Here is a 26,014-nt window from a genome sequence, read left to right as displayed (position 1 = left end):
TTATTTGTAATTTCTAGCTGCGATTTTAATTTCTTCGTAAACTAATTCTTCTTTGTGAAGTTCTTCTTTACTGATGTCATCACCTTTGTATTCCCAAGCTCCAACAAATTTGAAGTTTTCGTCATCACGTAAGGTTTCTCCTTCAGCATCTTGATATTCTTCACGGAAGTGACCTCCACAAGATTCTTTACGTTGTAAAGCATCCATTGCCATTAATTGTCCTAATTCGATGAAATCAGCTACTCTTAATGCTTTTTCTAGCTCAGGATTTAATTCGTCAGCACTTCCAGGAACATAAACCTCTTTGTAGAAATCTTCTTTTAATTGAGCGATTTCAGCAATAGCTTCTGTTAAACCTTTTTCGTTACGACCCATTCCTACTTTATTCCACATAATCAAACCTAATTTTTTGTGGAAATAGTCAACAGATTTGGTTCCGTTATTATTTAAGAACATGTTGATTGAATCTTTAACTCTTGCTTCAGCTTCAGCGAATTCTGGAGAATCTGTAGAGATCTTTCCAGTTCTAATTTCGTCAGCCAAATAATTTGAAATCGTATAAGGTAATACGAAATATCCATCTGCTAAACCTTGCATTAAAGCAGAAGCTCCTAAACGGTTAGCTCCGTGGTCAGAGAAGTTCGCTTCTCCTGCTACGAAACAACCTGGAATTGTAGATTGCAAGTTATAATCAACCCAAACTCCACCCATTGTATAGTGAACCGCTGGATAAATTTTCATTGGCGTTTCATAAGGATTCTCATCCGTGATTTTTTGATACATAGTAAACAAGTTACCATATTTCTCTTCCAACCACTGTTTTCCTAAAGCTGTAATTTCTTCAGGCGTTGGGTTATGATTTCCTTTTGCGTACGCCGATTGTTTTCCTTTAGTTTGAATTTCTGTTGAGAAATCTAGATAAACTCCTTCGTTAGTATCATTTGCTTCGATACCGTGTCCAGCATCACAAACTTCTTTTGCAGCTCTTGAAGCCACATCACGAGGAACTAAATTTCCAAAAGCTGGATATTTTCTTTCCAAGTAATAATCTCTATCTTCTTCTGCAATTTGAGTTGGTTTTAATTTACCAGCTCTAATTGCTTCAGCATCTTCTTTTTTCTTAGGAACCCAAATACGTCCTGAGTTACGTAACGATTCAGACATCAATGTTAATTTTGACTGATTCGTTCCATGAACTGGAATACATGTTGGGTGAATTTGTACATAACATGGATTTGCAAATAACGCTCCTTGTTTGTGGATTTTCCATCCAGCAGTTACGTTACTTCCCATGGCATTTGTAGAAAGGAAATATACGTTACCATAACCTCCAGAAGCAATAACAACCGCATGAGCCGAATGTCTTTCAATTTCTCCTGTAACTAAGTTACGAGCGATAATTCCACGCGCTTTTCCGTCTACTTTAACGATATCTAACATTTCGTGACGGTTGTACATTTTTACACGACCTAACCCGATTTGTCTCGATAAAGCAGAATATGCTCCTAGTAATAATTGTTGACCTGTTTGTCCAGCAGCGTAGAAAGTTCGTTGTACTTGCGTTCCACCAAACGAACGGTTGTCTAACATTCCACCATATTCGCGAGCAAAAGGTACACCTTGAGCTACACATTGGTCGATAATATTCCCTGAAACTTCTGCTAAACGGTGCACGTTTGCTTCACGCGCACGGTAGTCACCACCTTTAATAGTATCATAGAAAAGGCGATACACACTGTCACCATCATTTTGGTAGTTTTTAGCTGCATTCACACCACCTTGAGCTGCAATTGAGTGCGCACGACGAGGTGAATCTTGAAAACAAAAAGCTTTCACATTGTATCCCATTTCTCCAAGAGAAGCAGCTGCTGAAGCTCCTGCTAAACCTGTTCCTACCACAATAATATCGATTTTTGGTCTATTATTTGGAGCAACTAACTTTAAATGGTTTTTATGGTTTGTCCACTTGTCTTTTAATGGACCATTTGGTATTTTAGAATCTAACTTCATAATCTATATGTGTTGATTATTTACTGAAATGAATATAAATTGGGATAATTGCAAATAGTAAAGGAACAATTACCGAAAATAGCTTCCCAAATAATTTGATTGCTGGAGTTAATTTTGAACCCGTTGCACCCAAAGATTGAAAGGCACTTTGAAAACCATGCCATAAGTGAAAAGCCATAGCCAACATAGCTAATACATAACCTAATGTAAAGATTAATCCAAATTTCTCATCTTTAAAGAATTCGAAAGTAATTTTGTGTAAGTCTTTATAACCTTGACCAACTTTTAAATTCAATTGAGGGTCATAAAAATCAGTAACATTCCTCACTTCAACAGCTTCTTTGTTTACATAGCTTCCATTAACTGTGTTATACAAAGTTAACTCCCCCATTGGTGATTCAACAACAGTTTCTTGCAAAGGCATACTTTCATCAAAATGCATTTTTGCCCAAAAGTTTACCATGTGCGTCACAATAAAAACCAAAATAATTGTTCCTAAAACAGCCATGTTTCTTGAAGCAAAACTACTTGAAGAACCATCCGTTTTAGCATAACCAATTGGTCTTGCCGCTTTGTTTTGGAATGTCAAAAGAATTCCATCAATTGCATGGAATAAAATAGAAATGTAAGTTAAATAAGAAAGAATTTTTACTGCTGGATTGGTAGTCATGAATAAAGCATATTCATTGAACTGCAAACTTGTTCCGAAAATTAACTGTAAATTTCCTGCCAAGTGACCCGCCAAAAACAAGCATAAAAATAAACCTGTAAGAGCCATCCAGTATTTTTTAACGATAGATGACTTTAAAAGAGCTGATTTTGCCATAATTTGTATTTGATTGTACTAGTTTAATAAAAAATCAAACAAAAATACAGCTATTTGAAATTAACCACAACCTTTTGGCGCTAATTTATAATGAATTTAAAATGAATTTAACTATCGTTGAATATCAATGGATTAAGAGACTAAATCGTATTGGTTTAAAACACTTTTAATATTTCACACAAATAATTCTACACAACAAACTGACTAATAAGACCTTGTCACATCTTCATCTATAACGAGAATAAAGTTAGCTTTATTGTAATTTTCGCTTTCTAATTTGCCTAAATCTTTTTGTTCAACCATAGCGATTGTGATAATTTTTATATTATCATCTAGTTTTTTTAAATACCAATTAATTCCTTCATAATTATCGGAATGATACGTTCCGTTGTAATGAATGAAAACGCTATTTTCTTTTCGGTTTTTATTAATAAAATAAGCCATTGTTGCATCTTTTATCGCTTGTGCTTTTGGCATTTTTTCTCCAGCATGACCGCCTTGCATGCCCATCATGCTTTTATAACCTGGTAAATTAATGTCGAATGCAATTGGCAAAGGTGCAATCCATGCTTTTTCTTGAGAAGTAAGCGAATCCAATGCTACCAAATCTTTTCTAAAAACCAACGAGGCATAACGTCGTGGAATATTGGTAGCTATAAAATCAATTTGTTTTGATTTTGCGAAATCAACCAAAGGTTTGTAATCGGTTATGTAATTTATCCAAAGTCTAGCTAAAGTATCCAATCCTTTTTGATTAATTGCTCCTTTCAAATAGCGATTAACCACTTCTTGATTATCAGCTTCCAACATTTCAGCACCTAAAACCAAGTTTTTTCTTTTGGCTAAATCTTTGGTGAATTCCAATTGTAACCAATGTACCAATGAATTATCATGATATTCTCCAAACAAAACTACATCCGTTTTTTCGGAAGCTTTCAAAACTTTTTCGTAAGTAACTCTTTTGCCTTTGGAATCAAAAAACTGGTATGCTTTTTTATCTTGTGCAATTATGTTACACACAAACAAAAAACCAACTATAGAAAAAACGAACTTCATACTTATTGTTTTTTGGGAGCAGTTAGTTCAAACGTTTTACTTTCTGAAACTTTATCTTTGGAAATCGTTACTTTGTATTTCCCAATAGGTAAATAAAACTTCTTATTTTCAGCTTCTTTAATCTTGATGTTCTTATCTTTTTTATTCCAATTATCAGCTACATTTTTTGGCATCGAATAATCAAAAACAAACGAATTCAATCCTTTTTTTGCTGCTACATTTTGAGTATGAACTGCCTTTCCTGATTCATTCGCAATCGAAACATTCACCTTTCCATCAGCATTTGAATAGAACCAAATTTCTTGCGAAGGCTCGCTCGGTGTTCCCCAAGCGTAATTTTGAGTTCCCCAACGATCGGATTTGGTTCTATCGTTTACTTTGAATAAATATAGATTTTTAGCCAAAACTTCATTAGTTAATTCCTGAACTTTCGAAATATCAATTTTGTAAATCGAACGACCGTGTGTTCCCATGATTAATTCTTTAGCTTTGGTTTGGATAACCGCATCATGAACTGCTACTTTTGGCATTCCGTTGGAGAAATCTTGCCATGTTGCGCCTTTATCTAACGAAATAAACAAACCGTTATCCGTTCCAACGTACAAAATATTCTCGTTAACCGAATCTTCTACAATTACGTTTACTGAATTGGTTAAACCTAAGGAAATATTACTCCAAGTTGCTCCAAAATCTTCCGAAACAAAAGCATAACTTTCAAAATTATCGTTTCTATATGCGTTCAAAGTAGCATAAACCCTTTCTTTTTTATGAGTTGAAGCAGCAACTCTTGAAACCCATAAATTTTGAGGTAAATTACCCGAAATCAATTGCCATGAAGCGCCACCATCTTTAGAAACGTTAATTTTTCCATCATCTGAACCTGCATAAAGCAATCCGAATTGGAATTTACTTTCTGAAATTGTAGTTAGTGTTCCAAAAGCCACATTTCCTTCTTTAGCACCATGTGTTAAATCACCCGAAATTCTTTCCCAAGTTTCGCCTTGATTCATGGAACGGTGCAAAAACTCCGAACCCATGTACAAAATATCTTGGTTGTGCGAAGACAATAAAATCGGTGTTTGCCAATTAAAACGATACGGTTTTTCTCCTTTTGGAGCTCTTGGTGTGATGTAATCGAACTTACCTTCTTTCTGATTGATTTTATAGTAATTTCCAAATTGATATCCTGTGAAAACCACATTTGGATTGCGACTATCGATTTGCGTTTGCATTCCATCGCCACCCATTAATTCTTGATACGGATATTTCCCTTCTTGATGCCAAGCTACATTGTGCGAGTAATTATTTGGACCAAACCAAACGCCATTATCTTGCATGCCGCCATAGACATTATAATTTTCTTGATAATCCACGTTTACCGCATAAAACTGACTTACCGCTTCATTGTTGCATTTAATCCAATGTCCGCCATTATCATACGAAATATTCACACCACCATCATTTCCGTTGATTATATGATTTGGATTTTCAGGATTTACCCAAGTTACGTGATGATCGGCGTGTACATTTTCTTTTGAGATGATGTCAAATGTTTTTCCTCCATCTTCTGAAAACAATAACGGAACACCGCCAATATAAACACGATTTTGATTTTTTTCATCTACCGAAATATTCGCAAAATAGTAACCATACGTGTAAAACATATCGTCGATGTAATTTTGATTCGCTTTTTTCCAAGATTTTCCACCATCTCCCGATTTGTAGACTTCGCAACCAATTACTTCGGTTTCAAATAAAGCTTTATTAGCATCCGATAAAACCGCTAAAACTTCTTTTGGTTCCATATTATTATCGGCAACCCAATTTTTAATGTTTTCCGCACGATATTTATCTCTAAAACCACTTTCTTTCAAAGCAATATTCAATTCTTTATTCGAAATTTCCATAAAATCCGCACCTGGAGTTGACAACATCGTAGTCAATTTATTTTTTGAAGCTACTTTTGGTCGCTTGTTTTGATTGTCTAAAACCGCATAAATCACGTTTTCATTGAATAGTGCCAAACCAATTCTTCCAACACCTTCATTAGCAGGAAATCCGCTTTCTTTTGAGGTAACTAATTGCCAAGAAGTTCCGCCATCTTCACTTTTATAAATCCCTGATTTTTCTCCATCACCATCAAAGTGCCACGCTTTTCTATCTTTTTGCCAAGATGCCGCAAACATGACTTTTGGATTATTTTTCGAAACGGCTAAATCGATAATTCCAGTGTCTTCTGCTACAAATAAGGTTTGTTTCCAAGATTTTCCTCCGTCAGTTGATTTGTAAATTCCTCGTTCTTTGTTGGTAGTATATAAATGTCCGACCGAAGCCACCACAATTTCATTTAAATTACTTGGGTTGACCCAAATTCGGCTAATATGATGTGAATCTTTTAATCCTAAATTTTCCCAAGTTTTACCTTTATCAGATGATTTTAAAACACCAACTCCAGCATAAGACGAACGCGAAGCATTCACCTCGCCTGTTCCTACCCAAATCGTTCCCGAATTCCAATCCACCGTAACCGAACCACAATTTACGGTTTCCGCTGAATCCATTACTGGAGTAAAAGAAGTTCCGTTGTTGTTGGTATACCAAAGTCCGCCAGTAGCATACGCCACGTAAAACTCGGTTGGATTTTTTGGATTTACTGCCAAATCTACCACACGACCACTCATAATCGTTGGTCCAATATTCTTAGCTTCGACTTGATTAAACAAGGAATTTTGAGAAATTGCAGATTGCACTAGCAATAAAAACAGGATAGTAATTTGCTTCATCTTGAGAAATTTTGTTGAAAATTAGCCAAAAAAGTGCACTTCAACAAAATTTCTATAGTATTTAACAACTTTTCATATTTATCTTATTAATTTTGGAAAACTTTTTTTACCACATAGAAACATAGAATTTTGATTCTTTAGAAAAGGCATTCTATTATTTCAGTAAACATAGCTCAAACTATCTGAAAATGAAATGCTATATTTTCTCAAACTTTTTAGTCAAGCCTATGTATCTATGTGGTTAAATTTAAACATTAAAAATATTCACATCATGAAATACCATCCAATAGACCGCGATTTATACATAAAAAACAGAGCTAAATTCACAGCTCAAATGAAACCAAATAGCGTTGCAGTTTTTAATTCTAACGACATATACCCAGTAAGCGCTGATACTACTTTGCCTTTTGCGCAACATAGAGATATTTTCTATTTATCGGGTGTGGATCAAGAAGAAAGTATTTTATTGCTTTTTCCTGATGCACCATATGAACATTTGAGAGAAATTTTATTCTTAAAAGAAACGAATGAGCATATTGCGATTTGGGAAGGTGAAAAACTTACTAAAGAAAGAGCTTTTGAAGTTTCGGGAATTAAATCGGTGATTTGGTTACAAGATTTCCACAAGACATTGAAAGAAGTTATGGCTTATGCTGATACGATGTACATCAATACCAATGAACATTACAGAGCCGTGATTGAAACCGAAACTCGTGAAGCGCGTTTTGTAAAATGGTGGAAAGAAAATTATCCAGCACATAAAGTAGAAAAATCGAATCCTATTTTACAAAAATTACGTTCAATTAAGGAAAGTGAAGAATTGGATTTAATCCAAAAAGCGTGTGATATTACCGAAAAAGGATTCCGAAGAATTCTAAGTTTTGTGAAACCAAACGTAATGGAATACGAAATTGAAGCTGAATTTGCGCATGAATTTCTAAGAAATCGTTCGAAAGGCTTTGCTTACACGCCAATTATCGCTTCTGGAAACAACGCAAATGTGTTGCATTACATCGAAAACAACCAACAATGTAAAGCCGGTGATTTGATTTTATTAGACGTTGGTGCAGAATATGCCAATTATTCAAGTGATATGAGCCGAACCATTCCAGTTTCAGGTCGTTTTACGGATAGACAAAAAGCGGTTTATCAAGCGGTTTTAAATGTGAAAAACGAAGCTACTCAACTATTAGTTCCAGGAACATTATGGAAACAATACCATCTAGAAGTAGGCAAAATCATGACTTCTGAATTATTAGGTTTAGGATTAATCGACAAAGCTGATGTACAAAACGAAAATCCAGATTGGCCAGCGTATAAAAAATATTTTATGCACGGCACTTCGCACCACATGGGATTAGATACTCACGATTACGGATTATTACACGAACCCATGCAAGCCAACATGGTGTTCACGGTTGAACCTGGAATTTACATTCCAAAAGAAGGTTTTGGTATTCGTTTAGAAGATGATGTTGTGATTCAAAAACAAGGCGAACCTTTCAATTTAATGCGAAACATTCCAATTGAAATTGATGAAATTGAAGCGATAATGAATAGTTAGTTTTCAGTTTCAGTCTCAGTTTACAGTATAGACGGCTTGCAGAAATGTGAGCCGTTTTTTTTCTCTACTTGTCAAGCTGAACTTGTTTCAGCTTCTCTAAAATAACTCGAGATTCTCAAACAAGTTCAGAACGACAAGATTGTTCTAAATGTATTTTGGAAAATCGGCACCGCTTTTTACTTTTGAGTGCGCTTCTTTAATTTGTTGGATTGTGAACATAAGTGAATAATTTTATAGTGCTAAAATACGTTTTTTACTGAGATTTGTCCTTTCGACAAAGGAGAAATCGCATTATGATTTTGTTTCTTGAAACTTAATTAATGGTTTACAATGTCTTTTTTCAACCACTTTTTTTCTCAACATTTTTTTATCTTTAAAATGTCTTGAAATATTTTGAGTAATTTCCGTATAATTATCTTTTATTTTGTTTGTTTGTTTATCTAAATATTGATAATAAAAGACTTTCATAGAAAGACAATTTTCATTCTCAAAAATTGTGCTTAGTAATGTTCTGTCAGACAATCCACACGAATGACCCATAATAAAAACTTGAAATGGTCCAGATTCTATAAAACTATAAAGATTCTTATAATTTGAGTGCTCTAAATACTGTATTGATTTAAAATTTTTCAAGTATTCATTATCGTCAATATCTTCAATCAATTGATATTCTTTATCCATTTCATCACCAAATCCGAATATAATTGGCAAATCTTTTGAATCAATTTTACCATGAATATAATTGTAGTAAATATCAAATTTTGATTTCAAGATTTCTTCAGAATAATCAAAAACAGTTTTCGTGTAATTAAAGCTTAATAAGGTTGTATTTTCTATGCTAAAGTTGTCCAAATTATTGAAATACTCTTCTTGCTTAATATCAAATGAAAAATCGTTGAATTTTGTATCTTCAATTAAATTTTGAATAATTTCATCATTCTTTATTTTTTCCCAATTATAACTTTCTTCAAAAACCCTAATGAGATAACTTTCAAACAAATTTTTAATTTCTTCAAAATCTTCATTTAATTGTTTAATTCCCAAAATATAATTTTGATTTTGTAATTCTCCTTTAGCTCTTTCTTTTAAAGTTTTATAATATAAATTTTTAATGTCAACCCAATTCTCTATTGATTCAGAACTCATCAATTTAAAAAATTTATTTTTATAATTGATAATTTGAATTCTATTATTTGCTAGAGGTGTAGGATTTTCTTTTATTTTATAAACTTCTATACCATCTCTCTTGTATATATTTTTGATTTTTGCGATTTCATCTATCAATTCATCTATGTTTTTATGGTTTTTAAATTCAACAAAATTATCAAGATTAAAAGACACTAATCCATTATGATTACTATCTTTTACATTTCTCCAATAATCCTCAATAAAATCGCTGTATCTCGTTGGCAAACCATGTGCTAAATCAAAACCGTTTCCAATAATCACTAATCTATTCATAAACCTAAAAATGCTTTTCTCAAAAATACGTTTTTTATTTATATGATGTGATTTCTCCTTACGTCGAAATGACAAAAATGACAAAAATATTTTCCTTGCGTACTTCGCGAAAAAACTTTGCGGGCTTTGCGTTTAAATCCTAACTTTGCCCACATGAAAACCACCAACTTCAAAAACACCAAAATCAGTTTCACCGACCAAGGAAAAGGAACGGCTGTGGTTTTATTGCATGGTTTTTTGGAAAATCAATCGATGTGGAAGGCGTTTATTCCTGAATTGGTTAAAAAACACCGCATCATTACTATCGATTTATTAGGTCATGGTGAAACAGAATGTTTGGGTTATGTCCACACCATGGAAGACCAAGCTGATATGGTGCATCATGTGTTGCACGAATTAAAAATCAGAAAAGCGGTTTTAATTGGACATTCGATGGGTGGTTATGTGGCGTTGGCTTTCGCCGAATTGTATCCTGATAATGTAAAAGGAATTATGTTGCAAAATTCCACTTCCAAAGCTGATAGCGACGAACGAAAAGCAAATCGTGACCGCGCTATTGTAGCAGTGAAGCAAAATTATTCGGCTTTTATTCGCATGAGTATTGCGAATTTGTTCAGTGAAGACAATCGAGAACGTTTGGCAAATATTATTGAAGAAGTGAAATTAGACGCTTTACAAACACCGCTTCAAGGTATTGTTGCTGCGTTAGAAGGCATGAAAATTAGAAAAGACCGCGAAGTGATTTTGCATTTTGCACCTTATCCTATTCAACTAATTTTAGGTAAAAAAGATCCTGTTTTAAATTACGAAGAAAATTTAGAACAAATAGAAGGCACGCAAGTAGAACTCACCACTTTTGAAGATGGTCACATGAGTCATTTTGAAAATGAGGTGGAATTGTTGGCGGTTTTGAGTGGTTTTTTGAAAAGGGTTTAGTTATTTTAACGCAAAGCCCACAAAGTTTTTTCGCAAAGAACGCAAATTAGCAAAGCCACAGACTTCACAGATTAGCAGAATTTTAAATCTGTGTAAATCTTTCAATCTGCAGCAAACTATTTTATATTTAATTAGTAATCAGCTCGATAGCTTTTTCTAGCAATTCATCTTTTCCTTCACGAATTCCTTTTATTGTTGGCTCCATTTTAATATCTGGAATAATTCCGACACGTTGCGTTTCAGAACCATCTGGATTTAAGACTCCAATTCCTGAAATGTAAGTAAAAATATTTCCTGGTAGTGTAATTCCAGACACATTGCCATCTGCTCCAGCGGTTGTGCTTCCTAAAACTACTGCATTTGGAGCTACACGTAAGGCCATAGTAGTATATTCTGCATTACTTTGCGTTTCTTCATTAATCAAAATAATTACCTTTCCTTTGAAGTAATCTTTATTTTTTCCACCAACCTGCATTTCTCCTCCTCTTAAAGTAAATAATCCGGGTGTTTTGATGTCTCCAGCGGTGAACTTCACAAAATCTTTTTTCTCATTTAAAAGGTATCTTGTTAAGCTGAAAACAATAAAATCAGATGGATAACATCTTAAATCCACTATCAAACCTTTTTTATCTAAAAACTTATCCATGATTTCGTTAATTTCACCTTTTTTCAATGTTCCTGGATATAGGTAACCTATGTTTTCATTGATAATTTTATGCGAAATAGGTTCCTCTTTGAAATATTTGTACTTAATAGTATTAACCGTTACATCCTTACTTCCTGACTTATTTTCAATTGTAAGTTGGACAGAATTATCGTTTGAACGTAAAATTTTTCGTGCCACATCTCGCAATTGTGTTGGGTAATTGGAAGCAGGAAAATATTTCAAATTGTTTTTTATCCAATCTTCCACTGTTGTTCCATTGATGGCTAAAATTACATCACCAACTTCTACGTTTGCATCCTTGAATTCGTCTTCTAATTTTACAACTACAACTTTATTTTCTACAAATTTTATTTTTAAAGGAGCAATATTTTCACCAAAATAAGTATCTAAAACTGAATTATAACGCCAAATATTGGCATGCGTATCTTGAATTTTTCCTATTAATTCCAATAAGGTTAACGTGTATTCTTTTTTATCTTTTGTAGCCGATATTTTTGGTATAAACTCTTCTAAAACTTTGTCCCAATTGTCATCCATCAAATGACGGTTTGGGAAAAAGTATTCAATCATGTTCCAATATCTAAAAGCAGCTAAAAGTTTAATTCCAGTATCGGAATATTTCATTTTAACATATACTTTTTCATTCGTAAAATCAGGATTATTTACGTTTTTAAATAATTGGATGTAATAGTTTTTATCGCTTCTTTCTGCATGGTTTACCTTTTGAAGTAATGAAGACAATTCTGCCGAAATTAATTGGGTATCAGAAATCCATTTGGTATTGGGTAGTAATTTAATTTCGCTTTCTTTTGGAAGTTTTTGAGTTCTAGTTTTGAAAGTTCCTAGTTTATTAATCCATTCAATCAGTTCATCATCAAAATTTTTATTATCAATTTTTGGCAACATTCTAAAAAGTTCATAATCCCAACTAATTTTTCCTTCAGCAATTACAGGATGATGATATTTTACAAAACCCCAAACTTTTCCTAATACGAATACATTTCGCTTTTGAATTTCATTTAATTCAGTCAATTCAAATTTAGAGCCTTCATCAAATTCATTGTCTTTATCAATAATAGAAAGTTCTTTTTCAATAGGCTTTAGCGATTCAATTGGTTTTCCATCAATGGTGACTTTAAAATTATCAAACCAAGCTTTTCCTTTACCAACTAAAATTCCAGCTACAAAAATATGATCTGCATTTTCTTTGAATTCAATGGTTACTTTGTGTTTTTTCCATTCCGAAGTTCCTTGCAATTTTTGGTTTTGCATGTTATCAAATCCAACGGATTGTCCGTCTTTATCCATTCTAATAAGCAAACCTACAAAACCATCAGTAGCGTTTTCATACTTCATGTAGCCTTCTAAAGTAATTTCTTTACCTTTAAAATTCGCAGGAAGTTTGTAAGCAACACAACCAAAAGATTCGCCATTTTTTGAATCAATGAGTAATGCATTTTTTCCTGATACAGCTATTGTTGAGTCAATGATTAATTCATAATCACCCCATTTAATCCAACCATTTGGTAAGTCATCATTTTTAGAATATTTTTCAAAATCGAGGTTAAAATCCGGAACTTGTGTTTGCGAAAACAAACTAATTGCCAATAAAACGAAAGCAAATGAGAAGATTTTTTTCATACTAAATTTTCGATTACTATATTTAGTAAAGAAAACGAAAAACAATGTATGAAAAGTATAAGAAAACGTTAAACCTTTTCTTTAAACGGAATTTCAGCATTAAAAATTTCCACAATCAACGTTTCTAATTCCAATTTAAAATCTTCTAAAATTTCGCTTGAAATAGCTAATTCACTGTCTTTTCCTTTCCCTAATCCGAAAGGTAAAAAGCCGCTTTTCATGTTTTTAAACGAAATAATTCCGGCTGAAACTTCTCGGTTTTGTTTTAATTCGTGATTTTCAAACATCAACGCATAGCATAACAATTGGATGATTTTTTCATTTTTAATATCGGAAGTCAAATCGGTAAAATCGTTAATTTTTAAACTATTACCAAGTACTTTTCCAGTTTTGTAATCGATGATTCTGATAGCGCCGTTTCGTTCTTCGATTCGATCGACTTTACCCGCAATTTTTATTGGAAATGGTAATGATTTCACTTCGATTTCACAAGACAAACTCGCTTCTAATAGCAATACTTTTATGGCTTGACCTTCTTCGATGTCTTTCTTTTCCAATTGTAGAAAATTGTAGACATTTCGTTTTGCTACTTCAAAAGCCAACAGATTTTTTCCTTTGGTGATTTCGCCTTCTTTGTAAATTTCTTTGAAATGTTTTAGAATAACTTCGTCAATTTTTGTTTCCATCGCTTCAATATGATGCAATGCCAAAAACTGATTCAAATACGGTGTATACAAATCTTCCAACGCATTATGAATAATGGTTCCCAATGTATTTACCGCGATATTTTCTTCCACTTCGTCGGCTTCGTTAATGCGCAAAATGCGTTGCATGTAAAACTGTAATGGATTTCGAATATAATTCGTCAACGACGATGGCGAAAAGCCTTTATCGGTTGCGATTTCGTGCAAACGGGTTAGAATTTTATCTGTTTTTGGAATTGTTACTGGTTCATACGCTTTTTCGGGCAAAACGGCGTTGTAAATTGTGCTTGTAATATTGTGTTTTGGTTGTTTTTCAATTTCTAATTGGGTAATAAAACGACTTTTTTCGCCGGCATCAATTCCTTCATTATCGGTGTTGTAAAGTAACCAAACATTTTTCGCGCGCAACAACAAATGATAAAAGTGATAACAATAAATCGCATCTTTTTCTTTGTATGTTGGCAAGCCTAATTCTTTCTTTACATCATATGGAATAAATGAATTTTGAGATTTTCCCGCTGGAAATTTTCCTTCATTGACCGAAGTGATAATCACATTTTTAAAATCCAATACACGGCTTTCTAAGACGCCCATTACTTGAAGTCCTGACAAAGGCTCGCCTTCGAAAGAAACTTCAGCTAAATCGATAATTTGCTTGTAAATAGCTTGAAGCGATTGCAAGCTTTCAATTTGGTTATACGTTTCGTGGTAATTGGTTAATTTATTTATCGTTTTAAAAACTGAATACACAAAAGCTTTCGTTACTTTTTCTTCAGCATCTTCATTGCTTAAATAGGATTTTATGGTGAGTAATACCGCTTGTAAATTTGCTAAAATATCGGAAAGAGAATCATCCCAACGTGTGAATAACAATTGGAAGAATTTGTTTTCTGAATTAGGATATTTCTCTTCGTATAAACTGAATAATTTTTGATTGGAAAAGAACGTGAAATTGTTGTTGTTAATGATTTTTACGACTTCTGCCACCTTGCAATAAGGTTCGACTAAAGGATGATTTAAAATATCTAAAACTTCTTTGTAGTAAAACGTGTAGCTTTTTTCGTTTCGCTGTTTGGCATTGGTATGCAACTTAAACAACTTGCTAATCAACAATTGCGCAGGATTATTTTTACTTGGATAACCCATCGTAATATTCAACGCATCCACCGATTCTGGCAAGCCATATAAAACAGGAAGTAATAGATTTTCATCTCCTAAAACCACGGCTGTTTTTTCTAAATTTGGGTTTTCGGCTTGAATATTTTCGACAATCGTCCCAACAATTTTGGCTTGACCAATGCTTTTTGGGGTTCCTATAATTTCAATGTTTTTTTCTTCGCTGAAATGATTTACAACCCATTCGAAATCTTGATTAACAAAAGGTTTCCATTCTTTTTTGAACTTACGAATGAACAAACCAGCATCATGATACGAATCATTCAAAAACACCTCATCAATATCCCAATAGATTTTGGCTTTATTCTCGTTGGCTAAATGTTTGAATATTTTTTCTTCAGCCTGATTTAATGCGTTGAATCCTGCGAAGTAAATTTGATTGGTAATGGTTGTAGTAAACGAAGCTAAGTTTTTCACTGCTTCTCTGTACAATAATCCTTGATAACCGATTCCTTTCTTTAATAAATGGGTGTAAAAAGATTCATAGTACAACGGTAATTTAGCCCAAAACTCTAAATGTGTGTCTATTAATTTGGTGGTATTTGATGGTTCTAAATTCCAACGCTTTAATGCTTCAATATCCTTTAAGTACGAAAATACGTGATTTGGTTCTAATAAATAGCGATCAATTTCATTAAAATCTTGTATGGCGGTTTTAGCCCAAGTAGCAAATTCTTCAAACGATTGTTGCTTGGTTTTTTCTGTAACAGAAAGATAAACTTCGTAGAATTCAAATAGTAATTCAATTGGATCAATGGTTCGCAATCCTGAAATTTCCTGAATAAAATCTTCAATACTAATGATAGTGGGTGCAAACGAAGTACTTTCTAATTGATTTTTTAAGCTTTCTAAAAGAAACACTTTAGCTCTTTTATTAGGTAAAACAATCAAACAATTCGATAATTGAATATCGGATTGTGATAAAATAGCTGCGCTTAACTTATCTAGAAAAGTATTTGAATTCATTTTATAAAAATAAAAAAACGCCCCGATAAATCGGGACGTTTCTTAATATATTTTAGAAAGAAATTATTTAACTAATTTCACTTCTACTCTTCTGTTGTTAGCTTTACCTTTTGCAGTTTTGTTTGTATCTACTGGCATAGTTTCACCAAAACCTTTAGAAGTTAATCTGTCAGCAGCAATACCATTCTCAACTAAGAAGTTTTTAACCGCAGCAGCTCTTTCTTCAGATAATTTTTGGTTCATAGCTTCAGCACCATCGCTATCAGTGTGTCCTTCTAAAGAGAATTTAGCAGTTGGATACTCTTTTAAGATAGCTGTCATAGCTTCTAAAACAGGTATAGTTTGTTTTTGGAAAGAAGCCTTACCAGAATTAAACAAAATAGTTTTACCATATTCGTTTAATTTTTTCATAGCGTCATCAGAAACTTCTGGACAACCATTATTTGCTACAGTACCAGGAACTGTTGGACAAGCATCATCTTTATCAGCAACACCGTCACCATCAGTATCTGGCCATGGACAACCTTTGTTTTCTTTAGGACCCGCAACTGTTGGACACTCATCATCTTTATCAGCAACTCCGTCACCATCAGCATCAGGACATCCATTCATAATTTTAGTTCCTGGCTCAGTTGGACAAGCATCTTCTGAATCAATAATTCCATCACCATCAGTATCAGGACAACCGTTTAATTCTTTTGGACCTGCTTCGTTTGGACAAGCATCATCTTTATCAGCTATACCATCTCCGTCTGAATCTGGACAACCTTGAAATTCTTTTAAACCAAATTCATCAGGACAAGCATCATCTTTATCAAAAATACCATCTCCATCAGTATCTTTACCTCCAAACTTGAAAGTCAAACCAGCGAAATGTTGAATATGTGAAGGAACATCCATATTAGCTACTCTATTATCATCAAACGAATGTTTGTAAGTAGATTGAAACGAAATACCCACTTGATCTGTTAACCAAAAAGCTAAGCCTAAACCTCCATTAACCGTTCCTGCTGATGCATCACCAAAGAAAGTATAACCACCACCAATATTTAATGATGGATCAAGCCACTTAGACTTTAACATTTCTTGGAAACTATATTTAACTACAGCATCAATTCCATAATAAGACAAATCTCCAGGATTAACAACCATATCTGTAGATTGAGTACCTGGAACTCTTGTTACCCATCTTGTGATTCTATTCACAGAACCATTAAGACCAAATGAAAATCCGTCACCTACATATCTGGAAACTCCAGCATAAGAAACTGATGGTAATAAATTCCAATTATCATTAGCATTAGCTAATTGAATCCATTTTGGACTATCGTTACCAACAGCACTTACTTTGGTATCGACCCCATTTACCCCAAAAGACACTGCCCATGGGTTGTTGCCATCTTGTGCTTGCGATGTTAAACCAGCAAACATTAATGCAGCAGCAAATAATTTGTTTAGATGTTTCATACTTTATTTATTTAATTACAATACTTTATAATCTGAGCAAAAATACTATTTTTTTTTAAATACAAAAAGTTTTGTTAAAAAAATGTAGTATAAATATGCATTTAAATGATTTTTAACATTTTTGCGACTTCTTCAAACGCATTTATTGCCTTATCCAAATGCTCTTGAGTGTGTGCCGCTGAAAGTTGTACTCTAATGCGAGCTTTCTCTTTAGGAACAACCGGAAAGAAAAATCCTATAACATAAATTCCTTTTTTAAGTAATTCCTCTGCCATAATTTGCGATAATTTAGCATCATATAACATTACTGGTACAATTGCAGAGTCGCCATCGATGAAATCAATACCTGCTTTTCTTAATCCTGCTTTGAAATAATTGGTATTCCATTCTAATTTATCTCTAAGCGTTGTATCTTTTTCTAATAATTCAAAAACTTTTAAAGAAGCCCCAACAATTGATGGCGCTAATGAATTAGAAAACAAATACGGGCGTGATCGTTGACGTAAAATTTCAATAATTTCTTTTTTAGCAGTTGTATAACCACCCATAGCGCCACCTAAAGCTTTTCCTAAAGTTCCAGTGATGATGTCTACTCTTCCCATTACGCCTTTAGCTTCTAATGTTCCTTTACCTGTTGCGCCAATGAAACCAGCAGCATGACATTCATCCACCATAACCAAAGCATCATATTTATCTGTTAAATCGCAAATTTTATCTAATGGCGCTACTAATCCGTCCATTGAAAAAACTCCATCGGTTACGATTAATTTAAAACGGTGACCAGCTTCAGTTGCTTTGATTAACTGTTGCTCTAAGTCTTCCATGTTGTTGTTTTCGTAACGGTAACGTGCTGCTTTGCACAAACGAACACCATCAATAATAGAAGCATGATTCAAACTATCAGAAATAATACAATCTTCTTCACCTAATAAAGGTTCGAAAACTCCACCATTTGCATCAAAAGCGGCTGCGTATAAAATTGTATCTTCTGTTCCGTAGAAATTTGCGATTTTTTGTTCTAATTCTTTATGGATATCTTGAGTTCCACAAATAAAACGTACTGATGACATTCCGAATCCATGTGAATCTAAAGCATCTTTAGCAGCTTGAACAACTTCTGGATGTGATGACAATCCTAAATAATTATTCGCACAAAAATTTAAAACGGTTTCTCCTGTCGAAATCGTAATTTCTGCTCCTTGCGGTGACGTAATAATGCGTTCTTTTTTAAATAATCCGTTTTCTTGAATCGTATTTAATTCGTTTTGTAGGTATTGTTGGATTTTTCCGTACATATTATTGCTGTTTGTAGTTATTGGTTTATGGTTGCAAAGTTACTATTTCTATACTTTCTCCTATATATATAAGTGCTTTTTTTGCAACTGTATATTTCATTTCTTGTAAAGCCAATTCATATTCTTCTAATTGTGCTCTGTGTTTATGGTGCTTTTCTCCTGTTTTATAATCTAACAAATACGCCACATTATCTTTAATTACAACTCTATCAGGTTTACTGTTTTTTGTGGCTTTTTTAATTATGTTTTGCTCGTTGAATACTTTTGCATTAGCATCAAAAAACGAAATCAATTCTTTATGATTCACAATATTAGCTATCGTTTCTTTGAAAATTTGTTGCTGAGAAAACGTAATCAATCCCAATTCAGTTGCTTTTTGAATGGCTAAATCTACATCTTCTTTAGTATGAATAAACGCCATAATTTCATGCAAGATATTTCCAAAGTTAATCGCGTCTTGCTGAATGGTTCCCCACATTAAAGCCTCACGTTGTGCAATTTTGATGTTTTTTGGGTTTAATTTATGGGTAACAATTCCAATTTGATTGTTTTTGCCTTCGTGAGCTTTGTTAGTTGAAATTCGCATTGGATTTCCAAATTCGTATTCCGATTTTGTATCTTCATATTTGCCTGAATTCTGTAAAAACTCTATAAAATAATAAGATAAATTATTGGTAACCAAATCGCCTTTTTTGGTCAATAATTTATTTGAAATCACATACAATTGTTCTTCAGCTCTCGTTAAAGCCACGTACAAAACGTTAATCGTATCTAAAACCTCTTCTTGATTTTTGGTTTGAAAAATAGTTTTAGCTTCGTTCCCGTAACTTTCCACTTCTTTTCTGTTATTAATTAACGCTTTTGGTAAATCAATATTTGAATCTTCAAGCGGAATCCATAATTTTTCTTTAATTTTTCTTGAAAAATCTTCTTCGGCAAACGGAAAAATCACAACCGGAAATTCCAAACCTTTCGATTTATGAATCGTCATGATACGAACGGCATTGGTTCCTTCTGGTGACGGAATACTTTTTTGGTACCCAATTTTATCCCAATACTCCAAGAAATCTGCAATGCTCGATTGCACTTTTACATCTTTTTCCAAAACCAAATCCAAGAAATATTGCAAATAAGAAGTATTCACTTTGTCAATTAAAAACGTCGCAATTAAAATTTCCACTGCTTCATACAACGATTTTTTCTTGCAATTTTTGAACGAAATTTCAATTCCAATGGTTTTTAAAAACGATTCTAATTCTTCCGAATTCTTATCTTTGGCAACCAAAATGAAATCGTGAATTGCTACTTCCGATTGTAAATATTTCGCAATGAAATACAAGAAATAGACTTTCGATTCGTCGTCTTTTGGATTTTTCAAATAACGAAGCAACGCAATCAACAACTTCACTTCGGTCGCATTTTGAATCAATAAGGTTTCCGAGGATAAAATTGGAACGCTATTCTCGGTTAAGAAATTCGCTAATTTAATTCCAGGTGCTTTGGTCCTTGTAAGCAAAACGATGTCTTTGTATTCAAATCCGTTAGCAATACATTTTTCAATGGTTTTTAAGGTTTGATTCAAGTAAAATTTATCTTTTACCGAAATCGAATCGTTGTCCGAATCAAAACCTTCGACTTCAGTTTCGTCTTCTGGAACTTCAATAAACGACAAATTCACATAACCACCATTTTTTGAATTAATGTCTTGATGCGAAAGGTTTTCGTATAGATTTCTGTAGTCTGGATTTTCAAATCTATCAGATAATTGCTTGAAAAAAGCATTATTGAACTGAATAACTTCACTAAAACTACGGTAATTAGTTCCTAAACGAAGCGTTTCTTTGTCTTTATTTGAAAATGGATTGTGCTTTTTATCTTCTTTTGCTAAATCAATAAATTGTTCGGCTTTTCCACCGCGCCAACGATAAATCGCTTGTTTTGGGTCACCCACCAACATTAATGTTCCTTGTTGACCAAAATCGTCTTGACCAGAAAGTGCATTGTCGATTAATGGAATCAAATTTTGCCATTGCATTACCGAAGTATCCTGAAATTCATCGATAAAATAATGACGGTATTTTTCGCCCAAACGCTCATAAATAAACGGTGCTGGTTGGTTTTGAATTTCGTTATGAATGATTTTATTAAAATCGGAAATCGAAACTAAGTTTTGTTCTTCCTGAATTTGTTTGAATTCCTGATAAATCGTATTTAAAAGTGAAAGTGGATTTAGATTTTGCAGAAAAGCTTCGTACATAGCCACTTTTCCTAACTTATCGTAAATCGATTTTAATTGTAAAACGATTTCATCAATAATTGATTCAATAATGGCAACATCTTTAGCCGATTTTAAAATCTTAATATCATCAGGAGAAAAATATTTTTTTTGAGTATCTTTCAACTGATTTGACTCAATATTATTCAAATGATCATTGAAATACTTTGGAAAAGAACTTAAACTCGCACCATTTGATTCAATAAAATGCTTGATTTTTTTTCCATCTTCGCTAGTTTCGGCTTTTATTTGCTTAATTTCTTCCTGTAATTTCTTTTTGATTACGCCAAAATCATCCAAACTCTTATCTGCCATTTCTTTGATTTCTTCCGAATTGTTTTCGTTAGTAATCAATTGGGCAACTTTTAATAATTCGGCAGAAATATCCCAATTTTTATCGTTGTCGGTTTTTTCTTTTGAAAATTCTATTAATAACTTGGTCAAATTTACATCATCACCAGCTTTAGAAATCACCAAGTCGATGGCTTCTTGCAAAAGTGAATCGGTTTCCAAAGACACTTCAAAATTCGGGGGTAAATTCAAATCTTGTGCAAACGTTCTAATAACTTTGTGCGTGAATTTATCAATCGTAGAAATATCAAAAGCAGCATAATTATGAATGATATTTTTGATGATGGCTTTCGATTTATCTTTTAAAGTAGCGATGCTTAATTTGGTTTCCGAAGCAACATCTTTTAGCAATTCCATCGCTTTATCGGAAGTAGTATCAATGGAAAACTCGTACAAACTGGAAACAATTCGACTTTTCATTTCTTCCACCGCTTTGTTAGTAAAAGTAATGGCAAGAATTTTTCGATACGCATCATCATTCGTAGCTAAGAAAAGAATTTTTAAATATTCTTTCGTTAGCGTATAGGTTTTTCCTGAACCAGCCGAAGCGTCATATATGGTAAAAGCTGTTGTGTTCAAATGTTATATTTGTCTTAATAATAGTGGTATAAAAACTATCTATTTTTAATTACGAAGTTTAATTTGTAAATTTGGTGAAAATATTACTAATCTAAAAATAAAATATTATGGCTTTTGAATTACCACAATTACCTTATGCATACGATGCATTAGAACCACATATTGATGCAAGAACAATGGAAATTCACCATTCAAAACATCACAATGCTTACACTACAAATTTAAACGCTGCAATTGCAGGAACTGATTTGGAAGGGAAAAATATTGAAAACATTTTAATTAATTTAGACCCAAATAACGCAGCTGTTAGAAACAATGGTGGTGGTTTTTATAATCACAATTTGTTTTGGAAAGTTATGTCTCCAAACGGTGGCGGTTTACCATCAGGTGAATTAGCTGAGGCTATTGAAAGAGATTTCAAATCATTTGAAGAATTTAAAGCTCAATTTGCAAAAGCAGCAGCAACGCGTTTTGGTTCAGGATGGGCTTGGTTATGTGTACACAAAGGTGGAAAATTAGAAATTTGCAGTTCGGCAAATCAAGATAACCCTTTAATGCCAGGCATTGGATGTGGTGGGACACCTGTTTTAGCACTTGATGTTTGGGAACATGCTTATTATTTAAACTATCAAAACCGTCGTCCTGATTATGTGGAAGCTTTTTTCAATGTAATTAACTGGACAGAAGTAGCAAAACGTTTTGCGGAATCAAAATAATTAATTCTTTTACATAAAAACAAAAAGCAGAAGTTTTCACTTCTGCTTTTTTTTATTTCTAACCCAATAAAAAAGGTGAAATTTCTTTCACCCTTTTTGCCCCAAATCTACCATAAAACTTAACCTACTAATTTTCTGGTAGGGCTAAAGTATAGTGATAATTTCATAGCGAATAATTTAATTGTTGAATCGTCAAAATAATCGACGAAATGCATTTTACTTAGAATTGAATGTTTTCTTGATGGGTAATTTTAAAAAACATAAAAAAAAGGTGAAATTACTTTCACCTTTTTGCCCCAAATCTACCATAAAACTTAACCTACTAATTTTCTGGTGAGGCTAAAGTATGGCGATATACTATGCTAGCATAAAAAAATTGTTAAACGAATGAAAAAGTCGTTGAAATGCACTAGATAGGTTTATTTGTATAAAAAAACGGCTTATTGGAAAATAAAAAAGGCACGCATTGCGTACCCTTTTTGCCCCAAATCTACCATAAAACTTAACCTACTAATTTTCTGGTAGAGCTAAAGTATGGTGGGATTTTGTATTCCTATAAAAAAATTGTTAAACGAATTGAAAAAATCGACAAAATGCGTTTTTAGTAAGCACGTGCGTCTTTCCCTTCGTAGAAATTCATAAAAGCACGGTTTACCACTCGATTTCCTCCATCGGTTGGATAATCTCCTGTAAAATACCAATCGCCTAAATTCTTTGGACAAGCAATATGTAAATCTTCAACCGTTTGATAAATGATTTTTACTTCAGCTTTTGTGTTTTCAGGTGTAAGCATTTCGGCAATTTTATCTGAAATTTCTTGATCGGTGAAAAGTGCGTAAATTTCTTTTACATAATTCACTACATCAGCATCACTAAAATCTTCTTGTGCTTTCGACTTTTGGTATACTTCCTCTACAATATGATATAAATTGCGTTCTTTCAGTAAATCCAAAGCCGCTCTAAAAGCTACTAAACCTTCTAATTTCGCCATATCAATTCCGTAGCAATCTGGATAACGGATTTGAGGTGCTGATGAAACCACGACGATTTTCTTTGGATGCAAACGGTCCATCATTTTAATAATACTTTGTTTCAAGGTAGTTCCTCGCACAATACTATCATCAATAATTACCAAATTATCTGTTGGTTTTACTACTCCATACGTTACATCATAAACGTGAGCTACTAAATCGTCTCTACTACTGTCTTCGGTAATAAACGTTCTTAATTTAGCATCTTTAATCGCAATTTTCTCTGTTCTAATTTTTACTGAAAGTAATTCCTTCAAGGTGTCTTCAGTCAAGGTGTCTTTTTGCTCAATAATCATTTTGGCTTTTCGTTGGTTTAGAAAATCCTGAGCCGCTTCACACATACCGTAAAATGAAGTTTCAGCCGTATTTGGAATGAAAGAGAAAACCGTATTATCTGTATCGTTATCTATTGCATGTAAAACACTTGGAAAAATTAATCTTCCTAATTCTTTACGCTCTTGATAAATTTCAGCGTCACTTCCGCGAGAGAAATAAATTCTTTCAAACGAACAAGCCTTTTTAATTACAGGTGTTCTTACTTCTTCAATAGAAACATTTCCATTTTTCTTGATGATGATTGCGCTTCCTGGAGTTAATTCTTGTACTTTTTCGAAAGCAACATTGAAAACCGTTTGAATTACTGGTCGTTCTGAAGCCACTACTACAATTTCATCATCTTCATAGAAATACGCAGGACGAATTCCGGCAGGATCGCGTAATACAAACGAATCGCCATGACCAAAAAGTCCAGCCATTGCATAACCTCCATCGAAATTTCTTGAAGCGCGTTCTAAAATGCGTTGCACATTTAATCGTTCTCCGATAATTGGCGAAGCTTCTTGTTTAGAATAGCCTTCGTTCTTGCATTGTTTGTATAATTCGGTAACTTCATCATCTAAAAAATGCCCAATTTTTTCCATTACGGTAACGGTATCGGCCATTTGTTTTGGATGTTGTCCTAAATCAATTAAGTTTTGGAACAACTCTTTCACATTGGTCATATTGAAATTACCTGCCACAATTAGATTGCGATGCATCCAATTGTTTTGACGTAAAAATGGATGAACACTTTCGATGCTGTTTTTACCAAAAGTCCCGTAACGAACGTGACCTAAAAACACTTCTCCTATGTAAGGAATGTTTTGTTTTTGAAGCGCTACGTTGTTTTGATATTCTGGATGTTCTTCTAACTCGCGACTGATTCTGTCGTTAATTTGAGCGAAGATATCCTTGATAGGTTGTGGATCGTTAGAACGGATTCGGCTGATGTATCGTTCTCCTGGATTTACATCCAATTTGATACTTGCTAATCCAGCTCCGTCTTGACCGCGGTTGTGTTGCTTTTCCATAAGTAAGTACATTTTCTGTACACCATAGAAAGCCGTACCGTATTTTTCTTTATAGAATTCTAACGGTTTTTTTAATCTTAGTAATGCAATTCCACATTCGTGTTGTATAGCGTCACTCATAAGTTGTTGTGTTGTTGTAGGTTGTTGTAATTCTTATTCTTTTTGAAACAAAAAATGCCCCGAAATTTCGAGGCACGTTTTTATTCTTCTAATTCTATTTCAAATTGCGTTAAGGCTTTAAATTGTTGCAAACGCGCATTCACTTCTTTTTTATTTAAAGTTTCCATTCTTTCTGTTCCAAATTTCTCAACACAGAATGATGCTAAATTGGAACCATAAATAATTGCATTCTTCATGTTTTCGAATGAAATATTTTCTGATTGTGCAATGTAACCTGCAAAACCACCAGCGAAAGTATCACCAGCACCTGTTGGGTCAAAAACTTCTTCTAATGGTAACGCTGGAGCAAAGAAAACTTCTTTGTTATGGAATAATAATGCTCCGTGCTCTCCTTTTTTGATTACCACATATTTTGGTCCCATTGTATGAATTTTAGCTGCCGCTTTTACCAAAGAATATTCTCCTGATAATTGACGCGCTTCTTCATCGTTGATTGTGATTACATCAACACGTTTGATAACGTCTAATAATTCTGGTAAGGCACAATCCATCCAAAAGTTCATCGTATCCAAAACCACTAATTTTGGTCTTTCGGTCATTTGGTTTAAAACTCCAGATTGTACAATTGGGTGTAAGTTTCCTAATAAAACTACATCTGAATTTTTATAGGCTTGTGGAACTACTGGATTAAAATCAGCCAAAACGTTTAATTCGGTAACTAAAGTATCGCGAGAATTTAAATCGTTGTGGTATTTTCCACTCCAAAAGAAGGTTTTTCCACCTTTTACGATTTCGATGCCTTCTATATTTACTCCTTTGTTTTCTAATAAATCTAAATATTCCTTTGGAAAATCTTCTCCTACTACCGAAACAATAGCTGCATCAACATTAAAAAAGTTAGACGCTAAACCTATGTAAGTTGCGGCTCCGCCTAAAATTTTATCTGTTTTTCCGAAAGGCGTTTCAATAGCATCAAAAGCTACTGTTCCTACGATCAATAATTTGTTCATCAATGTAAATTTGAAATAAGGTGCAAAGATA

At 33.4% G+C, this 26,014-nt stretch carries 15 protein-coding genes; 3 read left to right on the top strand and 12 right to left on the bottom strand.

Annotation, left to right across the window (positions count from 1 at the left end; translation table 11 throughout):
• From DPN68_RS04625 to DPN68_RS04610, 4 genes are all read right to left on the bottom strand, one after another.
• The gene (locus tag DPN68_RS04625; protein ID WP_113988480.1) at nucleotides 1–2,010 is read right to left on the bottom strand and encodes a fumarate reductase/succinate dehydrogenase flavoprotein subunit; all 2,010 of its coding nucleotides are present in this window, start codon (nucleotides 2,008–2,010) and stop codon (nucleotides 1–3) included.
• Between the two features lie 16 nt (nucleotides 2,011–2,026).
• A complete protein-coding gene (locus DPN68_RS04620; RefSeq protein ID WP_113988479.1) occupies nucleotides 2,027–2,836 on the bottom strand; it encodes a succinate dehydrogenase cytochrome b subunit in 810 nt (269 codons plus the stop codon).
• 204 nt (nucleotides 2,837–3,040) lie between these two features.
• Nucleotides 3,041–3,892, bottom strand: a complete 852-nt coding sequence (locus DPN68_RS04615; protein WP_113988478.1) for a ChaN family lipoprotein — start codon at nucleotides 3,890–3,892, stop codon at nucleotides 3,041–3,043.
• Nucleotides 3,893–3,894: 2 nt separating this feature from the next.
• Nucleotides 3,895–6,675, bottom strand: coding sequence for a VPS10 domain-containing protein (locus DPN68_RS04610; protein ID WP_113988477.1), 2,781 nt, complete (start codon nucleotides 6,673–6,675; stop codon nucleotides 3,895–3,897).
• 271 nt (nucleotides 6,676–6,946) lie between these two features.
• Between DPN68_RS04610 and DPN68_RS04605 the strand changes: the two genes are divergently transcribed.
• Entirely contained in the window at nucleotides 6,947–8,239 is a 1,293-nt protein-coding gene (locus DPN68_RS04605; RefSeq protein WP_113988523.1) for an aminopeptidase P family protein, read from the top strand.
• A 291-nt stretch (nucleotides 8,240–8,530) separates the two neighbouring features.
• Here DPN68_RS04605 and DPN68_RS04595 read toward each other — a convergent pair whose 3' ends face one another.
• Nucleotides 8,531–9,688 (bottom strand): AbiH family protein, encoded by a 1,158-nt coding sequence (locus DPN68_RS04595; protein ID WP_157958495.1) that lies wholly within the window; start codon nucleotides 9,686–9,688, stop codon nucleotides 8,531–8,533.
• A 165-nt stretch (nucleotides 9,689–9,853) separates the two neighbouring features.
• On the opposite strand from DPN68_RS04595, the gene DPN68_RS04590 reads away from it, so the two are divergent.
• Nucleotides 9,854–10,636, top strand: a complete 783-nt coding sequence (locus tag DPN68_RS04590; protein ID WP_113988475.1) for an alpha/beta fold hydrolase — start codon at nucleotides 9,854–9,856, stop codon at nucleotides 10,634–10,636.
• 127 nt (nucleotides 10,637–10,763) lie between these two features.
• Here DPN68_RS04590 and DPN68_RS04585 read toward each other — a convergent pair whose 3' ends face one another.
• The 5 genes from DPN68_RS04585 to DPN68_RS04565 all read right to left on the bottom strand — a co-directional run bounded on the left by DPN68_RS04585 (nucleotide 10,764) and on the right by DPN68_RS04565 (nucleotide 21,757).
• Nucleotides 10,764–12,944: a S41 family peptidase gene (locus DPN68_RS04585; RefSeq protein WP_113988474.1), complete on the bottom strand. Its 2,181-nt coding sequence runs from the start codon at nucleotides 12,942–12,944 to the stop codon at nucleotides 10,764–10,766.
• 68 nt (nucleotides 12,945–13,012) lie between these two features.
• Nucleotides 13,013–15,790: a PD-(D/E)XK nuclease family protein gene (locus tag DPN68_RS04580; RefSeq protein ID WP_113988473.1), complete on the bottom strand. Its 2,778-nt coding sequence runs from the start codon at nucleotides 15,788–15,790 to the stop codon at nucleotides 13,013–13,015.
• Nucleotides 15,791–15,853: 63 nt separating this feature from the next.
• The gene (locus DPN68_RS04575; protein ID WP_113988472.1) at nucleotides 15,854–17,257 is read right to left on the bottom strand and encodes an OmpA family protein; all 1,404 of its coding nucleotides are present in this window, start codon (nucleotides 17,255–17,257) and stop codon (nucleotides 15,854–15,856) included.
• A 101-nt stretch (nucleotides 17,258–17,358) separates the two neighbouring features.
• A complete protein-coding gene (kbl, locus tag DPN68_RS04570) occupies nucleotides 17,359–18,552 on the bottom strand; it encodes a glycine C-acetyltransferase (protein WP_113988471.1) in 1,194 nt (397 codons plus the stop codon).
• Between the two features lie 25 nt (nucleotides 18,553–18,577).
• Complete coding sequence (locus tag DPN68_RS04565; RefSeq protein ID WP_113988470.1) at nucleotides 18,578–21,757, bottom strand: UvrD-helicase domain-containing protein; 3,180 nt, start codon at nucleotides 21,755–21,757, stop codon at nucleotides 18,578–18,580.
• A gap of 107 nt (nucleotides 21,758–21,864) precedes the next feature.
• Here DPN68_RS04565 and DPN68_RS04560 point away from each other — a divergent pair, with 107 nt between their 5' ends.
• On the top strand, nucleotides 21,865–22,473 hold the full coding sequence (locus DPN68_RS04560) for a superoxide dismutase (protein ID WP_113988469.1): 609 nt from the start codon (nucleotides 21,865–21,867) through the stop codon (nucleotides 22,471–22,473).
• Between the two features lie 601 nt (nucleotides 22,474–23,074).
• Here the strand turns inward: DPN68_RS04560 and DPN68_RS04555 are convergent.
• Both DPN68_RS04555 and DPN68_RS04550 read right to left on the bottom strand, forming a co-directional pair.
• Nucleotides 23,075–24,973, bottom strand: a complete 1,899-nt coding sequence (locus DPN68_RS04555) for an amidophosphoribosyltransferase (protein ID WP_113988468.1) — start codon at nucleotides 24,971–24,973, stop codon at nucleotides 23,075–23,077.
• A gap of 80 nt (nucleotides 24,974–25,053) precedes the next feature.
• Nucleotides 25,054–25,983, bottom strand: a complete 930-nt coding sequence (locus DPN68_RS04550) for a PfkB family carbohydrate kinase (protein ID WP_113988467.1) — start codon at nucleotides 25,981–25,983, stop codon at nucleotides 25,054–25,056.
• Nucleotides 25,984–26,014: the final 31 nt, after the last annotated feature.

The organism is Flavobacterium tibetense, assembly GCF_003293845.1.
In the GTDB taxonomy this organism is placed as follows: domain Bacteria; phylum Bacteroidota; class Bacteroidia; order Flavobacteriales; family Flavobacteriaceae; genus Flavobacterium; species Flavobacterium tibetense.
Note: the sequence above shows the minus strand (reverse complement) of the source record. Positions and strands in the feature narration are given on the sequence as shown.

Bases quoted from the DNA above. Each gene is read 5' to 3' on its own strand.
- DPN68_RS04625 (WP_113988480.1), bottom strand. From the start codon at position 2,010: ATGAAGTTAGATTCTAAAATACCAAATGGTCCATTAAAAGACAAGTGG.
- DPN68_RS04620 (WP_113988479.1), bottom strand. From the start codon at position 2,836: ATGGCAAAATCAGCTCTTTTAAAGTCATCTATCGTTAAAAAATACTGG.
- DPN68_RS04615 (WP_113988478.1), bottom strand. From the start codon at position 3,892: ATGAAGTTCGTTTTTTCTATAGTTGGTTTTTTGTTTGTGTGTAACATA.
- DPN68_RS04610 (WP_113988477.1), bottom strand. From the start codon at position 6,675: ATGAAGCAAATTACTATCCTGTTTTTATTGCTAGTGCAATCTGCAATT.
- DPN68_RS04605 (WP_113988523.1), top strand. From the start codon at position 6,947: ATGAAATACCATCCAATAGACCGCGATTTATACATAAAAAACAGAGCT.
- DPN68_RS04590 (WP_113988475.1), top strand. From the start codon at position 9,854: ATGAAAACCACCAACTTCAAAAACACCAAAATCAGTTTCACCGACCAA.
- DPN68_RS04585 (WP_113988474.1), bottom strand. From the start codon at position 12,944: ATGAAAAAAATCTTCTCATTTGCTTTCGTTTTATTGGCAATTAGTTTG.
- DPN68_RS04580 (WP_113988473.1), bottom strand. From the start codon at position 15,790: ATGAATTCAAATACTTTTCTAGATAAGTTAAGCGCAGCTATTTTATCA.
- DPN68_RS04575 (WP_113988472.1), bottom strand. From the start codon at position 17,257: ATGAAACATCTAAACAAATTATTTGCTGCTGCATTAATGTTTGCTGGT.
- kbl (WP_113988471.1), bottom strand. From the start codon at position 18,552: ATGTACGGAAAAATCCAACAATACCTACAAAACGAATTAAATACGATT.
- DPN68_RS04560 (WP_113988469.1), top strand. From the start codon at position 21,865: ATGGCTTTTGAATTACCACAATTACCTTATGCATACGATGCATTAGAA.
- DPN68_RS04555 (WP_113988468.1), bottom strand. From the start codon at position 24,973: ATGAGTGACGCTATACAACACGAATGTGGAATTGCATTACTAAGATTA.
- DPN68_RS04550 (WP_113988467.1), bottom strand. From the start codon at position 25,983: ATGAACAAATTATTGATCGTAGGAACAGTAGCTTTTGATGCTATTGAA.